Raw genomic sequence first — 13,927 nt, 5'->3', positions numbered from 1 at the left:
GAAAGCTATCCCAGGTTACCGCTTCGTAGAAACGAAGAAACTTCCGAATGGAGATACCGAGCACGTCTACGAAAAGATTACGACCTCTTATGTTGATGAAAATGGAAATCCAATTCCAGGATATCCGACTGAGAACGGTGAACAACCTGAGAAAGAAATTTCAGGTTACGAGTTTGTGAAGACGGTTGTAGATAAAGACGGTAATATCCAACACATCTACAAGAAGGTGGTAACACCGAATCCGGTACCGACACCAGATTCGAAACTAACGCCAGAACCAAAACCAATCCAAGTTCCAGAAACACCAAGGGAATCAACTCCAGTAACTGAAGCAGTAGCTAAGACAACTACTCCTCAGTTGCCAAATACTGGTACTGAAGATCATGCTAGTCTTGCTGCGCTTGGCTTGTTAGGTGTCTTAAGTGGATTCGGACTTATGGCTCGTAAAAAGAAAGAAGACTAATCAAGTCTGTAAAGTAGTGAGAAAGTCAACTTTCTAATAAGAAACTAGTGCATCGTGCGATGCACTAGTTTTTTTGATGCTTGTACTAAAGATAGAACTATGCTACAATCATCTAAAAAAGCAAGGAAATTAAAACATGAAAACAGAATATCAAAAAATGATCGCGGGAGAACCCTATCACCCATTCGACCCAGACCTCCGTTCTCTAGCACAAACAGCGCGACAAAAGCAAGCCGCTTTTAATGAAGAGGTAGATCCAGTAAAAGGTATGGAAATCATCAAAGGATGGTTTGGTTCTACTGGTGAAAATCTCTACATCAACACTCGCTTGATGGTAGATTACGGGGTCAATATTCATCTGGGAGAAAATTTTTATTCCAATTGGAATTTGACCATGTTGGACGTATGTCCGATTACTATTGGTGATAATGCCATGATTGGTCCTAATTGTCAGTTTTTAACACCTCTTCATCCGCTGGATCCCGATGAACGAAACTCGGGATTAGAATTTGGGAAACCAATCACGATTGGCAAGAACTTTTGGGCAGGTGGTGGTGTCATTGTCCTACCGGGTGTTACTTTAGGGGATAATGTCGTTGCAGGAGCAGGAGCGGTCATTACTAAATCTTTTGGAGATAATGTCGTTCTGGCAGGAAATCCAGCACGAGTTATCAAAGAGATTCCAGTTAAAGGAAATTAAAGGTTGTAGAAAGAGAAAATGAAGTCTTTTTCAAAAGAGCTCTTTGAAATCGAAAAGCCTAACCAGTTTCAGTATCAAAAACTTATTGCTAGCAAAAAACGAGGTCGGAATTTTTATCCCAGCCTCGTTTTTCGTCTTTAGAGATTTTTTCTCTTTTTAGCTTTTTTAGTCAATGCCACATCGCATTTATCAATATTTTGTGTAAGATAGCTAGTCACTTGGAAATCATCGACCTCTGCTTTTAGCTCGACTTCATAGACAATGCTAAGATTGTCCCCTGCATTTGTGCTATTGATCGTAATCATGTCAATTTCTGAGCAGAATTGGTCAAGAGCAGATTGGATAGCATCTTGAATCTTCTCTTGATTAGCTACCGTGATTGTTAAAAGTCTACGGCGTTGATTGTCAGTTTTGACCTGTTGATTTTCCAAAAGGAACCAAACACCCAAGATAAAGAGGGTGAAGAGAATAGCCAAGAAGAGATAGCCTGTTCCACAAGCCAAACCGATAATCATGGCTAGGAAAATAGCAATCAGTTCTCTTGAACCACTCGTTGCAGAACGGAAACGAATCAAACTAAAGGTTCCGGCTACAGCAATTGACGTACCCAAGCTCCCATTGACCAGAAAAATAACCAAGGTCATAAGGCAGGGAAGCAGAGTCAAGCTGATAGCAAATTCTCTGGTGTAGAGGGTCCGATATTTGTAGGTCCAAGTAAGTGCCAAACCGAGGACTAGACTGACTAGAAGTGCCAGCAGTAGTTGGAAGGGATCTGCACTTGCAGTGGCGTTGTTGAAAATGGAATTAAATAGATTAAGCATAAGCGATACCTGCGCTTTCTATACTGGGACGTGGTGCATAAGGAAGCCCTTGAGATTTGTGGTAAGCACAACTGTATTTTGAAAATTTGTGCTCCATCAAACCATACTTGTCTAGAATATCTTGTAACCACTGAGGTTTGTTTCCAGGAGCTTTAATCTCCATAATCACAGTATTGTCATCTAATAGAGGGGCCCCTTGATTTCCTGCAAAGAGACTGACATTTTCATCTCTATAGATTAGATTTTGGTCAATGGTGATACGAATCTTATTATAGTCGTAGCCCTCGATGTATTTTTTTTCTTTTAATGAATAACGATCGTAGTAGATGTACATACGAGGCTTGATAGCCTGCTTGTAATCTTGATGAAGCTTTTTCACTTTTTCAATGACGACTGTATCAGTAATACTAGCATCCAAGTGCCCTTTGGTCATAAAATTAAGGATAGAAATAGGAGTTGAGAGTAGTCTAAATTTGCGACCAACTCCTTCTTGGTCCTTGGTTTTTATTTCTAAAAATACTTGACTATCTGCTTTGGGTTGGCTGAGATAGGTCCGCATCCGAACCTTTTCTTTTCGATTATTTCCAAAATCATCATCTTGGAGCACAGCAAAGTCTTCCGTATCAAAGTAGATATTTGAAATAGTTGAAATTGGATAGTCGTCTTCTACTAAATATTCCTTTAAATCTTGAATCAGTTTGTCTAGTTTATCTTTGGAGATAATATATTTGGTTTCAATCCGCTTAAAAGTTGTTTCTAATGGTTTCATAAGTCTTTCTCCTCTTGCTTTCAGTTATACTATTTTTAAACCAGGTGAACTTGCTTGTCTACAATTCTAGAGGGGGGTTCTAAAACTTTTGTTAAATTTAACTTAATTGAAACTAAACTTAAGAAAACTTTCAGAAAAAGTTTAGGCTTCTTTTAGGAAAGACCCGTAGACTAAGAGCATGTAAAATGAAAGACGAGGAAACGAGCATGAAAGCAAAAAAATGGACATTTCTATTAACAAGTATAACAACTCTAGCACTGGTAACAGCATGTACCCAGTCAACTTCAAATACAACAGCTGGCAATAGTACTGCGACGACAACAGTAACTACCAATAAGAAAACATCTAGTTACTTTACAGATAAGGACTATGATACTTCTTATGATGAAAAAACAGCTGCAACTGTAACTTTGTCAGGAACAACGGCGACGGTATCAGGTGACGGAGTGGCCGTATCAGGATCTACCGTTACAATCTCTAAGTCAGGTACCTATGTGATTTCTGGTCAATCTGATGGAGTTCAAATCAAGATCGAAGCTGGAAGTTCAGATGACGTACACATCGTTCTAAATGGTGTAACAATGACCAATACCAATGCAGCTATTTCTGCAACATCAGCTGGACATGTTTACCTAACTCTAGCAAATGGCACAACCAATAGCCTTTCAGATTCAGCTTCAAATAGTGATGACAAGGCTGACGCGGCCCTCTTCTCTAAAGTGGACTTGACCATCAATGGTAAAGGGACTCTCAATGTAGATGGTAAGAAAAACAATGCTATCAAGGACAACGACACACTTCACATCACAGGCGGGACCTATAACATCACTGCAGTCGGAGACGCTTTTAATGTCAATGACGAACTTAACATTACTGGAACAACCATGACTATCGATGCCAAGGAAGACGGAGTTAAGGTTGATAATGATGACGATACTTCTGTTGGAACCATGTATCTCTCTGACAATACCATCACTGTTACTGCAGGTGATGATGGTATCCACGCTTCAGGTGATTTGGTCATCGATAGTGGGACCTATACTGTTAAGAATTCTACAGAAGGGCTTGAAGGTAAGTCAATCACTATCAACGGTGGAGATATCACCATCTATTCAACAGATGATGGTGTCAATGCGGCCAACAAAAACGCCCAACAAAGTGAAATTTTCTTCACCATGAATGGTGGGAACTTGACGGTTGAAGTTGGTCAAGGGGACACAGATCCAATTGACTCAAACGGTAATATCACAGTCAATGGCGGAACCATCAAAATGACAGGTCAATCAGGATTTGACTTTGATGGGACAGCGACCTATATAGGTGGAGATATCTACATCAACGGTGAAAAACAAACTGAGATTGTCAATTCGATGCCTGGAGGCGGAGGAGCACCTGGCGGTGGGCCTCAAGGAAATGGAGGCCCTGGTGGACGACCATAAAAGAAAATCTCCTTTCTCGAAAGAGAAGGGAGATTTTCTTATGTTATTAGGACGAAAAAGAATTATTCTCCGTCTTTTTTAAAGATGTTTTTTACACCAGCTACTGCGCCTTCGACAGCTTCTTTAGCATCTTCGGCAACTTCTTTAGCTTTTGAAGCTACCTTTTCTGCAGCTCCTTCTGCTTGAGTTTTTGTATCGCCAGTTAGTTTACCAAAACCTTCTTTAACAGAACCTTTAGCTTGGTTGAATTTTTCTTCGATTGACATGGGGGATACCTCCGTTAATTTTTGTATTATCTAAATTGCATCAGATATTAATTTAAGTATATACCCTTTTATGCTAAAAAGCAAAAAACTGATACGAAAAGCATCAGTTTATTTTTTTAATAGGTTACAACATTCAAATGACCTTTATCATATTCAGCGATAAAGATATTTGAGACTTCTTCGAAACCTTCTTCTTTCAATTTCTCAGTTAGCCACTCCTCGGATTTGCCAATGGTTTCTAGGATTTCAACTTGGACAACACCGTCGGTAATAATTGGATACTTAGGATTTTCATCGCCCATTCTTACGACAATCAGCTGTCCATTTTGCTCAATCACAGCTCTCTTGACATCCTTCAGTTGGAAGATTCCTTGAGAGCGCAATTTAAGAGCTACATCTGCGGCTGCAAGACCTTTTGAGCGACAAGCTTCTGGATCTAATGTTCCATTTTTAATGATAATCGTAGGTTTTCCGTCAATCAGATGTTTGATGAAGGAAACATTGGTATTCAACCATTTAAGGAGTAAAATGAGAATAGTCCAAATAATGAGGATAACAATGTATTGGATGATGGTAATAGAACTATTGTAGATAACCCCACCGATAATACCCCCGAGAACAAAGTTCTGGATTTGGTCCACTGCAGAACTTGGTGCTAGATTTCCTTTACCTGTTACGTTAATAACAAAAACAAGAGAAAGAAGCCCCAAGGCCAATTTAATTGCAATTGTAGCAAAAAAGCTTATCATTTTTCAACCTCCACGAGTTCAACATCTGATTTATAGAGTTCCATTTTTTCTAATAAATAGCTATCTTGGTCAGTCCCGCTAATGGCACGATAAAAATGTTCGCCAACCTTAATAATAGCTCCATCAGTTACTGCTGAGGTATTGACATAGACCTCTTTTTTATCTACACCTAATTCTTTTGAAACGACTTCGATAAAGTTTAGGGAAGAGCGGAATTGATTATCATTGGATTGACTGTTTTGAAGATTCGTAATGCTTATCAAAACGAATGCGATTAAGGTCAAAATAGAAATGAGCGATAATTCACGGAACTTGCTCCCTTTTTTATCTTTGAAAGCTTTAAATGCAAAAAATCCAGTCACGATAAGCAGTAAAGCTGATACGATAATCATGACCCAATTCTGTTGACTAATCTGACTGAGCACATAGTCATAGGAATAGAATTTCATAAAACTCCCTCACTTTTTTAAATTCAATCTATTATAAAATAATTCCTAAACTATAGCAATTTTATTATGACGAAAAAAGCATTTAATTGTTGTTTCCTATTTAAAGTAAGTTTATTTATTGAACTTAGACCAGAACTTGACTTTCCCTTTGTATTTGATACAATAGTACAAATTTAGAGGAGGTACTCTATGATTCAAAAACACGCCATTCCTATTTTAGAGTTTGATGACAATCCTCAGGCAGTCATCATGCCAAATCACGAAGGATTAGATTTACAGTTGCCAAAGAAGTGCATCTATGCATTTTTGGAGGAGGAGATTGACCGCTTTGCTCAGGAAGTAGGGGCGGAGTGCGTTGGGGAGTTTGTGTCTGCCACTAAAACCTATCCTGTTTATGTCATGAGTTACAAGGGTGAGGAAGTATGTCTGGCCCAGGCTCCTGTTGGTTCTGCCCCTGCGGCCCAGTTCATGGATTGGTTGATTGGTTACGGTGTGGAGAAAATCATTTCCACTGGAACCTGTGGTGTCCTAGCCGATATAGAGGAAAATGCCTTTCTAGTTCCAGTTCGAGCCCTACGCGATGAAGGAGCCAGCTACCATTATGCACCACCTTCTCGTTATATGGATGTGCATGTTCAAGCAATTTCTGCTATCGAACAAGTTTTGGAACAACTAGGTATCCCTTACGAGGAAGTCATGACTTGGTCGACAGACGGATTTTACCGAGAAACAGCTGAAAAAGTTGCTTATCGCAAGGAAGAAGGCTGCGTAGTTGTGGAGATGGAGTGTGCAGCTCTTGCGGCAGTAGCTCAGCTTCGCGGAGCAGTTTGGGGTGAGTTGTTGTTTACGGCAGATTCTTTGGCAGATCTTGATAACTATGACCAACGCGATTGGGGTGCAGAAGCTTTTGATAAGGCCTTAGAACTCTGTCTTGAAATCGTTAGTCATATGTGACAGCTTTAACTGATTTTTGTGGTACAATGTAGCTATGTTATTAAAATCAATTGTTGAAAAAATAAATACCATTCTAGGGCGTTTATCACCCGCTCGGAGAATCTTTTTAAGTTTTGCTTTGGTTATCCTCTTGGGGTCTCTCCTTTTGAGTCTGCCATTTGTACAATCTCCAACATCTCATGCCGGTTACTTTGACCATTTATTTACAGCCGTATCTATGGTCTGTGTGACAGGACTTTTTACCTTACCTGTCGCTTCGACCTACAATGTCTGGGGGCAGTTGATCTGTATGTTCTTGATTCAGATAGGTGGTTTGGGTCTCATGACTTTTATCGGAATTTTCTATATCCAGGGCAAGCAAAAACTCAGTCTTCGAGGTCGAGAAACGATTCTGGAGAGCTTTAGCTTCGAAGAAACCCAGTCTCTGAGGGATTTTCTACGTTCCATCTTCGTGACGACTTTTCTAGTAGAAGGATTCGGAGCCTTTCTGCTAAGTTTTCGTTTTGTCCCCGAGTTTGGTTGGGGACGGGGAATTTTTACTTCCATTTTCGTAGCTATTTCAGCTTTCTGTAATGCTGGATTTGATAATTTTGGAAGTACAAGTTTAGTAGCTTTTCAAACTGATCCTTTGATTAATTTAGTGATTGCAGGATTGATTATTACAGGTGGCCTAGGTTTCATGGTCTGGTTCGACTTGGCTACCCAGTTAGGAAAGAAGAAAAAGCGTCGTCTTCGTTTCCATACTAAGCTAGTCCTCTTCTTAACAGCGGGAATTTTATTTGCTGGAACAGTTTCAACCCTCTTGATAGAGTGGAACAATTCGGGAACGATTGGCAATCTCAGTTTCCCAGATAAATTGCTGGTTAGTTTCTTCCAAACTGTCAGCATGCGGACGGCAGGATTTGCTTCTATTGATTTTACTCAGGCTAGGCCTGTTACCTTGATGATCTATATTTTGCAGATGTTTCTGGGTGGGGCACCTGGCGGTACAGCAGGGGGACTAAAAATCACAACCTTCTTTGTCTTGTTGGTATTCGCACGCAGTGAACTTTTAGGGTTACCTCATGCAAATGTAGCTCGGAGAACGATTGAACCTCGGACAGTTCAAAAATCATTCAGTGTTTTTATCATCTTCTTGATAACTTTTTTATCGGGCTTAATCTTAGTAGGAATAACAGCCGAGGGGAATCCACGCTTTATCTACCTGATGTTTGAAACTATTTCAGCGCTTGCCACGGTTGGAGTAACTGCTAATTTGACACCAGAGTTATGTAAGCTAGCGCTTAGTGTCATCATGCTACTGATGTTTATTGGGCGAATCGGACCTCTGACGCTATTGGTTAGTTTGGCTGAGTATCGACCAGATAAGAAAGATATGATCCACTATATGAAAGCAGATATTACCATAGGATAAGAAAGGATAAACTATGTCAGATCGGACAATCGGAATTTTAGGCTTGGGTATTTTTGGGAGTAGTGTTCTGGCTGCTCTCGCCAAGCATGATATAAATATTATCGCTATTGACAACCATGAGGAACGAATCAATCAATTTGAACCAGTCTTGGTGCGTGGTGTTGTTGGAGATATCACAGATGAGGAACTCTTGCTATCAGCTGGAATTGATACCTGCGATACCGTAGTCGTCGCAACTGGTGAAAATCTAGAGTCTAGTGTTCTTGCAGTCATGCATTGCAAGAGTCTAGGGGTACCGACTGTTATTGCTAAGGTTAAAAGCCATACAGCAAAAAAAGTCCTTGAAAAAATCGGTGCAGACTCAGTCATTTCGCCAGAGTATGAAATGGGACGCTCTTTGGCACAGACGATTCTCTTTAATAACAGTGTAGATGTCTTTCAGTTGGATAAGAATGTCTCAATTGTCGAGATGAAAATTCCACAATCGTGGTCAGGTAAGAGTCTAAGTCAACTTGATCTTCGAGGACGGTACAATCTCAATATCCTCGGTTTTCGTGACTACGAAAATGCTCCCTTAGATGTACAGTTTGGACCAAATGATTTATTAAAACCGGATACCTATATCATGGCGGTGATTAATAACCAATATTTGGATACCCTAGCAAGCCTTAGTGAGTAGAAGAGGAATGACTATTCTTTTTTTCAACGACTATTGAGTCAATATAAGTATTTTATAAGAGGAATTTAAGAAAAATTTTAACTTTTTCTTAATCCTTTTTAATTTTAGGAGATTATACTAGAGTCATCAAATAAAGAAAAACTCTAAGGAGAATCCTATGAAATTTAATCCAAATCAGAGATATACTCGTTGGTCTATTCGTCGTCTTAGTGTCGGTGTTGCCTCAGTTGTTGTGGCTAGTGGCTTCTTTGTCCTAGTTGGCCAACCAAGTTCGGTGCGTGCCGATGTAGTCAATCCGACCCCTGCCCAAGTCGTGCCAGACGCTGCTTCGGTGAGTGCAAAGAGCGACTTACCAGTAGAGCTACTCAAAGAAGCGGTTGATATAGCTCTTCCTTCAGAACAGGCAAACTCAACACCTAAAGTCAGCTTGGATACTACAAGCTCTTCAGAAAAAGTGGATGTTGCTGATAAAGAGCAAGTAGTAGCGCCAAAAGAAGAAGTGCAGGCCAAGCCAGAATCTAAGAAACAAACAGAAGATGCGGTTAAACCTGCGACAAATCCTGCGCCTATAGTTTCTGGTCAAGACCGTGAAGCCAGTGAAGCACAACCAGCGACCACTCCAGCTGAAGTGCAAAAAGGCGTAGCCGACAATACCAAAGATACAGTGGACGTCCCAGCTACATACTTGGACAAAGCCAACTTCCCTGGTCCATTCACAGCAGGTGTCAATCAAGTCATTCCATACGAATTCTTCGCAGGTGACGGTATGTTGACTCGTCTTATCTTGAAAGCCTCTGACAAGGCCCCATGGTCAGACAATGGTTCAGCTAAAAATCCCGCTCTCCCACCAGTAGAAAAATTGGGCAAAGGCCTCTATTTCTATGAAGTGGATTTGGCCGGTACTCAAGGTAAATCAGATAAAGATTTGTTAGACCTCTTAAAACAAAACGGCACTCAAAGCTATAAAGCTACTATTAAAGTGTATGGTGCAAAAGATGGTAAGGCGGATTTGAGCAACCTAGTAGCGACTAAAGATTTGGATGTCAATTTGAATGGCTTAACTACTCCAGCTGAAGTTCAAAAAGGTGTTGCTGACAATACCAAAGATACAGTTGATGTTCCAGCTACATACTTGGACAAAGCTAATTTCCCCGGCCCATTCACAGCAGGTGTCAACCAAGTCATTCCTTACGAATTCTTTGCTGGTGACGGTATGTTAACCCGCCTTATCTTGAAAGCTTCTGACAAGGCCCCATGGTCAGACAACGGTTCAGCTAAAAATCCTGCTCTTCCACCAGTAGAAAACTTGGGCAAAGGTCTCTACTTCTACGAAGTGGACTTGGCAGGTACTCAAGGTAAATCAGATAAAGATTTGTTAGACCTTTTGAAACAAAACGGTACACAAAGCTACAAGGCAACCATCAAAGTGTACGGAGCAAAAGATGGCAAGGCAGATTTGACTAATCTTGTAGCGACAAAAGATTTGGATGTCAATTTGAATGGCCTAACCACTCCAGCCGAAGTCCAAAAAGGTGTGGCCGACAATACTAAAGACACAGTAGACGTCCCAGCCACTTACTTGGACAAGGCTAACTTCCCTGGCCCATTCACAGCTGGAGTCAACCAAGTTATCCCATACGAATTCTTCGCTGGTGACGGTATGTTGACTCGTCTGATTTTGAAAGCTTCAGACAAGGCTCCATGGTCAGACAATGGTTCGGCTAAAAACCCCACCCTCCCACCAGTAGAGAAATTAGGCAAAGGTCTCTACTTCTACGAAGTGGATTTGGCTGGCACTCAAGGTAAATCTGATAAAGAGCTTCTTGACTTGTTGAAACAAAACGGCACTCAAAGTTATAAAGCTACTATTAAAGTGTACGGTGCAAAAGATGGTAAGGCCGATTTGACTAACCTAGTAGCGACTAAAGATTTGACAGTGAACTTGAATGGACATCAGTCTCTTGTTCCGATGCAGTCAGGTTCCGTCCCATCTTCTAATGGTTCAGCTATGACGGCTCCAATGATGAATAGTCATCAAGATGCGTCCAATATGAAATCTCAAATGCCAGCTGCTAGTCAGGATAAGATGATGCCTAACAAAGAGCAGGACAAAACCATGAATGCTAGCCAGCCTATGGCAACACCAAGCATGAAACAAGATCGAGATCAAACTCCAGCAGCCTCAAGCAAAATGTCTGATGAAGGCAAGATGGCAGCTACTAACAAGGTGTCAAGTCCAATGATGACTGCTCAAATGAAAGGCAAAAAAGACATGCTTCCATATACTGGTGAAGCTCAAACATCAATGGCTACTCTTGGATTCTTTGGCCTCGCCTTGGCTGGACTGCTAGGTGGCCTCGGTTTGAAAGCTAAAAAAGAGGAAAATGACTAGTCTAGCTACAGACTTTCTATCTAGGATTTGAAAAATCCAGATATGGTTTAGAATGTTCGTAAAGCGATTAAAATAGTGTTATACTATTGTAGTATAGCACTGTTTTTTTCAAAGGAGAGACAGATGGGAAAGACCATTTTACTCGTTGACGACGAGGTAGAAATCACAGATATTCATCAACGCTATCTGGTTCAGGCAGGGTATCAGGTTTTGGTGGCTCATGATGGAGTAGAGGCCTTGGAAATCTTCAAGCGAAAACCGATTGATTTGATTATTACAGATATCATGATGCCTCGGATGGATGGTTATGATTTGATTAGTGAGGTTCAGTATCAATCTCCAGATCAGCCTTTTCTATTTATTACGGCTAAGACAAGCGAACAGGACAAGATTTACGGCCTAAGCCTGGGGGCAGATGACTTTATTGCCAAGCCATTTAGTCCTCGTGAGCTTGTTTTACGTGTCCACAATATCTTGCGTCGCCTTCATCGTGGGGGTGAGATAGAGGTTGTCAGCCTCGGGGATTTACGAATGAATCACGGTAGTCATGAGGCTCAAGTCGGAGATGTAGCACTTGATTTGACAGTCAAATCCTTCGAGCTTTTATGGATTTTAGCCAGCAATCCAAAGCGAGTTTTCTCTAAGACAGATCTCTATGAAAAGGTCTGGCAAGAAGACTATGTGGATGATACCAATACCTTAAATGTTCATATTCATGCTCTTCGACAGGAGTTGGCTAAATATGCTAGTGCAGAAACGCCCACCATAAAAACAGTTTGGGGCTTGGGCTACAAAATTGAGAAAGCACGAGGTAGTCAATGAAATTAAAAAGTTATATTCTAGTGGGCTATATCATTTCAACACTCCTAACGATTATCGTAGTTTTTTGGGCAGTCCAGCGAATGTTAATTGAAGAAAGAGAGATTTATTTCCTGATTGGAATGACTCTAAACGCAAGTTTTGTCGGTGCTGGGATTAGTCTCTTTCTCCTATCACCAGTCTTTACTTCATTGGGTAAACTTAAGGAACATGCCAAGCGAGTAGCGGACAAGGACTTTTCTTCAAATCTGGAGGTTCAAGGACCTGTAGAATTTCAGCAATTAGGCCAAGCTTTCAATGAAATGTCCCATGATTTGCAGGCGACTTTTGATTCCTTGGAAGAAAGCGAACGAGAAAAGGGCTTGATGATTGCCCAGCTATCGCATGATATCAAGACTCCCATTACTTCGATTCAAGCGACAGTAGAAGGGATTTTGGATGGGGTTATCAATGAAGGAGAACAGGAGCATTATCTAGCAACCATTGGGCGTCAGACGGAAAGGCTCAATAAACTGGTTGAAGAGTTGAATTTTTTGACTCTAAATACAGCTAGAAATCAGGTGGAAACGACCAGCAAGGACAGTATTTTTCTGGACCAGCTCTTGATTGAGTGCATGAGTGAGTTTCAGTTCTTGATTGAGCAGGAGGAGCGAGATGTCCACTTGCAGGTAATTCCAGAGTCTGCCCGGATTGAAGGAGATTATGCTAAACTTTCTCGTATCTTAGTGAATCTGGTCAATAACGCTTTTAAATACTCGTCTCCAGGAACCAAGCTGGAAGTGGTGGCTAAGCTGGAGAAGAACCAGCTTTTAATCAGTGTAACGGATGAAGGGCAGGGCATTGCCCCAGAGGACTTGGAGAATATTTTCAAACGCCTTTATCGTGTAGAAACTTCGCGTAACATGAAAACAGGTGGTCATGGTCTTGGTCTTGCGATTGCGCGTGAATTGGCCCATCAATTAGGTGGGGAAATCACAGTTAGCAGTCAGTACGGTCTAGGAAGCACCTTTATCCTCGTCCTCAACCTCTCTGGCAATGAAAATAAAGCTTAAAACCCCTTTACAAATCTAGCCATTCATGGTAGAATGGATTTTGTGTGAAATATCAGCAGGAAAGCATGAAGCTCGTCAACAGGTGTCTTATGATAAGTAACCTTGGCTGTTTAGGCGAAGGGCATCTGCACGAATCAGGGCTTTCTAAGTGACTATTTCCACCGAAATATTATTTATATCAGGAGGACATTCACATGTCACGTTATACAGGACCATCTTGGAAACAAGCTCGTCGCCTTGGCCTTTCACTTACAGGTACAGGTAAAGAATTGGCACGTCGTAACTACGTACCAGGACAACACGGACCAAACAACCGTTCTAAATTGTCAGAATACGGTTTGCAATTGGCTGAAAAACAAAAACTTCGCTTCACTTACGGTGTAGGTGAAAAACAATTCCGTAACTTGTTCGTACAAGCTACAAAAATCAAAGGCGGAATCCTAGGTTTCAACTTCATGCTTCTTTTGGAACGCCGTTTGGATAACGTTGTTTACCGTCTTGGTCTTGCGACTACTCGTCGTCAAGCTCGTCAATTCGTAAACCACGGTCACATCCTTGTTGACGGAAAACGCGTTGATATTCCATCATATCGCGTAACTCCAGGTCAAGTGATTTCAGTTCGTGAAAAATCATTGAAAGTTCCAGCTATCCTTGAAGCAGTAGAAGCTACTCTTGGACGTCCAGCATTCGTATCATTCGATGCTGAAAAATTGGAAGGTTCATTGACTCGTTTGCCAGAACGCGATGAAATCAACCCAGAAATTAACGAAGCACTTGTCGTTGAATTCTACAACAAAATGCTTTAATTTTAAGATATATCTTACAGAAAGCCTACAACAGTGGGCTTTTTGCTTTGTCTGAAAATTAGATTATGAAAAACTAGCCAGCTTTACGTGAATTACAAACTTATAATCAATAACATTACAGACTCAAAAAACACAAGACAGAAATCAAAGCCCTT

The 13,927-nt window shown here is 40.9% G+C and carries 15 protein-coding genes; 10 read left to right on the top strand and 5 right to left on the bottom strand.

Features of this window, described 5'->3' with window-relative positions; genetic code table 11:
• Positions 1–463, top strand: a 463-nt coding sequence (locus HMPREF2619_RS10360) for an LPXTG cell wall anchor domain-containing protein (RefSeq protein WP_148130401.1), incomplete at its 5' end; no start/stop codon positions are given.
• 136 nt (positions 464–599) lie between these two features.
• Entirely contained in the window at positions 600–1,163 is a 564-nt protein-coding gene (locus tag HMPREF2619_RS10355; RefSeq protein ID WP_070461115.1) for a sugar O-acetyltransferase, read from the top strand.
• Between the two features lie 137 nt (positions 1,164–1,300).
• Here HMPREF2619_RS10355 and HMPREF2619_RS10350 read toward each other — a convergent pair whose 3' ends face one another.
• Positions 1,301–1,984: a DUF4956 domain-containing protein gene (locus tag HMPREF2619_RS10350; RefSeq protein ID WP_070461114.1), complete on the bottom strand. Its 684-nt coding sequence runs from the start codon at positions 1,982–1,984 to the stop codon at positions 1,301–1,303.
• Complete coding sequence (locus HMPREF2619_RS10345; RefSeq protein WP_049528983.1) at positions 1,977–2,753, bottom strand: polyphosphate polymerase domain-containing protein; 777 nt, start codon at positions 2,751–2,753, stop codon at positions 1,977–1,979. Before HMPREF2619_RS10345 ends, HMPREF2619_RS10350 begins: the two co-directional genes overlap by 8 nt.
• 206 nt (positions 2,754–2,959) lie before the next feature.
• Between HMPREF2619_RS10345 and HMPREF2619_RS10340 the strand changes: the two genes are divergently transcribed.
• Positions 2,960–4,192 carry a carbohydrate-binding domain-containing protein gene (locus HMPREF2619_RS10340; protein ID WP_070461112.1) on the top strand — a complete coding sequence of 411 codons (1,233 nt, stop codon included), beginning with the start codon at positions 2,960–2,962 and terminating at the stop codon, positions 4,190–4,192.
• 62 nt (positions 4,193–4,254) lie between these two features.
• On the opposite strand, the gene HMPREF2619_RS10335 is transcribed toward HMPREF2619_RS10340, so the two are convergent.
• The 3 genes from HMPREF2619_RS10335 to HMPREF2619_RS10325 all read right to left on the bottom strand — a co-directional run bounded on the left by HMPREF2619_RS10335 (position 4,255) and on the right by HMPREF2619_RS10325 (position 5,656).
• Positions 4,255–4,458: a CsbD family protein gene (locus tag HMPREF2619_RS10335; RefSeq protein WP_049503389.1), complete on the bottom strand. Its 204-nt coding sequence runs from the start codon at positions 4,456–4,458 to the stop codon at positions 4,255–4,257.
• A 116-nt stretch (positions 4,459–4,574) separates the two neighbouring features.
• Positions 4,575–5,207, bottom strand: coding sequence for a DUF421 domain-containing protein (locus tag HMPREF2619_RS10330; RefSeq protein ID WP_070461108.1), 633 nt, complete (start codon positions 5,205–5,207; stop codon positions 4,575–4,577).
• Positions 5,204–5,656, bottom strand: a complete 453-nt coding sequence (locus tag HMPREF2619_RS10325; protein WP_049508129.1) for a DUF3290 family protein — start codon at positions 5,654–5,656, stop codon at positions 5,204–5,206. The genes HMPREF2619_RS10330 and HMPREF2619_RS10325 overlap by 4 nt, the downstream gene beginning before the upstream one ends.
• 189 nt (positions 5,657–5,845) lie before the next feature.
• Between HMPREF2619_RS10325 and HMPREF2619_RS10320 the strand changes: the two genes are divergently transcribed.
• The 7 genes from HMPREF2619_RS10320 (at position 5,846) to rpsD (ending at position 13,772) form a co-directional block, all read left to right on the top strand.
• Positions 5,846–6,610, top strand: a complete 765-nt coding sequence (locus HMPREF2619_RS10320) for a nucleoside phosphorylase (RefSeq protein WP_070461106.1) — start codon at positions 5,846–5,848, stop codon at positions 6,608–6,610.
• A 34-nt stretch (positions 6,611–6,644) separates the two neighbouring features.
• A complete protein-coding gene (locus HMPREF2619_RS10315; protein ID WP_070461103.1) occupies positions 6,645–8,024 on the top strand; it encodes a TrkH family potassium uptake protein in 1,380 nt (459 codons plus the stop codon).
• 13 nt (positions 8,025–8,037) lie between these two features.
• Positions 8,038–8,703 carry a potassium channel family protein gene (locus tag HMPREF2619_RS10310; protein WP_070461101.1) on the top strand — a complete coding sequence of 222 codons (666 nt, stop codon included), beginning with the start codon at positions 8,038–8,040 and terminating at the stop codon, positions 8,701–8,703.
• Positions 8,704–8,860: 157 nt separating this feature from the next.
• Complete coding sequence (locus HMPREF2619_RS10305; protein ID WP_070461099.1) at positions 8,861–11,095, top strand: SSURE domain-containing protein; 2,235 nt, start codon at positions 8,861–8,863, stop codon at positions 11,093–11,095.
• 123 nt (positions 11,096–11,218) lie between these two features.
• Positions 11,219–11,917 carry a response regulator transcription factor gene (locus HMPREF2619_RS10300; protein ID WP_049508137.1) on the top strand — a complete coding sequence of 233 codons (699 nt, stop codon included), beginning with the start codon at positions 11,219–11,221 and terminating at the stop codon, positions 11,915–11,917.
• Entirely contained in the window at positions 11,914–12,966 is a 1,053-nt protein-coding gene (locus HMPREF2619_RS10295; RefSeq protein ID WP_070461097.1) for a sensor histidine kinase, read from the top strand. Before HMPREF2619_RS10300 ends, HMPREF2619_RS10295 begins: the two co-directional genes overlap by 4 nt.
• Before the next feature lie 194 nt (positions 12,967–13,160).
• Positions 13,161–13,772: a 30S ribosomal protein S4 gene (rpsD, locus tag HMPREF2619_RS10290; protein WP_000092756.1), complete on the top strand. Its 612-nt coding sequence runs from the start codon at positions 13,161–13,163 to the stop codon at positions 13,770–13,772.
• Positions 13,773–13,927 lie beyond the last annotated feature (155 nt).

Origin of the sequence: Streptococcus sp. HMSC074B11 (genome assembly GCF_001808705.1) — a bacterium.
Lineage (GTDB): Bacteria > Bacillota > Bacilli > Lactobacillales > Streptococcaceae > Streptococcus.
This window is presented reverse-complemented; position numbering and strand designations above follow the sequence as displayed.

Bases quoted from the DNA above. Each gene is read 5' to 3' on its own strand.
- HMPREF2619_RS10355 (WP_070461115.1), top strand. From the start codon at position 600: ATGAAAACAGAATATCAAAAAATGATCGCGGGAGAACCCTATCACCCA.
- HMPREF2619_RS10350 (WP_070461114.1), bottom strand. From the start codon at position 1,984: ATGCTTAATCTATTTAATTCCATTTTCAACAACGCCACTGCAAGTGCA.
- HMPREF2619_RS10345 (WP_049528983.1), bottom strand. From the start codon at position 2,753: ATGAAACCATTAGAAACAACTTTTAAGCGGATTGAAACCAAATATATT.
- HMPREF2619_RS10340 (WP_070461112.1), top strand. From the start codon at position 2,960: ATGAAAGCAAAAAAATGGACATTTCTATTAACAAGTATAACAACTCTA.
- HMPREF2619_RS10335 (WP_049503389.1), bottom strand. From the start codon at position 4,458: ATGTCAATCGAAGAAAAATTCAACCAAGCTAAAGGTTCTGTTAAAGAA.
- HMPREF2619_RS10330 (WP_070461108.1), bottom strand. From the start codon at position 5,207: ATGATAAGCTTTTTTGCTACAATTGCAATTAAATTGGCCTTGGGGCTT.
- HMPREF2619_RS10325 (WP_049508129.1), bottom strand. From the start codon at position 5,656: ATGAAATTCTATTCCTATGACTATGTGCTCAGTCAGATTAGTCAACAG.
- HMPREF2619_RS10320 (WP_070461106.1), top strand. From the start codon at position 5,846: ATGATTCAAAAACACGCCATTCCTATTTTAGAGTTTGATGACAATCCT.
- HMPREF2619_RS10315 (WP_070461103.1), top strand. From the start codon at position 6,645: ATGTTATTAAAATCAATTGTTGAAAAAATAAATACCATTCTAGGGCGT.
- HMPREF2619_RS10310 (WP_070461101.1), top strand. From the start codon at position 8,038: ATGTCAGATCGGACAATCGGAATTTTAGGCTTGGGTATTTTTGGGAGT.
- HMPREF2619_RS10305 (WP_070461099.1), top strand. From the start codon at position 8,861: ATGAAATTTAATCCAAATCAGAGATATACTCGTTGGTCTATTCGTCGT.
- HMPREF2619_RS10300 (WP_049508137.1), top strand. From the start codon at position 11,219: ATGGGAAAGACCATTTTACTCGTTGACGACGAGGTAGAAATCACAGAT.
- HMPREF2619_RS10295 (WP_070461097.1), top strand. From the start codon at position 11,914: ATGAAATTAAAAAGTTATATTCTAGTGGGCTATATCATTTCAACACTC.
- rpsD (WP_000092756.1), top strand. From the start codon at position 13,161: ATGTCACGTTATACAGGACCATCTTGGAAACAAGCTCGTCGCCTTGGC.